A 467-nucleotide genomic window follows, 5' to 3' on the forward strand; every position below is an offset into this window, starting at 1 on the left:
GAATAATCGTTTTGTGCATTTCGTCTCTGCAAGCCTGCAGCTCTGTACCAGATGTCCCATACCATGCTATCTGCAAAGATCAAAAAGTTTGCAGTGATGAGTTACTAGAGCGGGCCGTGAGCGTTCGCAGCAATTTGTTTATCAAGCCCAACGGATGGGGGTCATGCTTTCTTGACCCAACCCCACCTTTGAGCGGTAGCGAGAATTTACTCGAGTCTTCTATTTGCCCTAAAAATGCAACGGAGACACGAAATCAAACAGAATTTCAACAAGCATGGATAGAGTATGCAGAAGATGGAACTCCGCACGATATATGGCAAAAGGCAGCCATTCTTCATTGGATTAAAAATCACAAAGGGCCATTACATGTGCTTGTTTATGTCCACGGATGGCATAATAATGCAGATGATTTAAGCAATAGAGATCCTCGAAACAATGCTATCAAATTCGCATTTATGGCATCGCGT

General features: G+C 43.5%; 1 protein-coding gene. It reads left to right on the top strand.

The window, feature by feature from the left end; genetic code table 11:
- Positions 1-116: 116 nt before the first annotated feature.
- Positions 117-467, top strand: a 351-nt coding sequence (locus JHD82_RS29040; protein ID WP_199140360.1) for a hypothetical protein, incomplete at its 3' end; no start/stop codon positions are given.

Origin of the sequence: Delftia sp. ASV31 (assembly GCF_016428765.1) — a bacterium.
GTDB lineage: Bacteria > Pseudomonadota > Gammaproteobacteria > Burkholderiales > Burkholderiaceae_C > Comamonas > Comamonas acidovorans.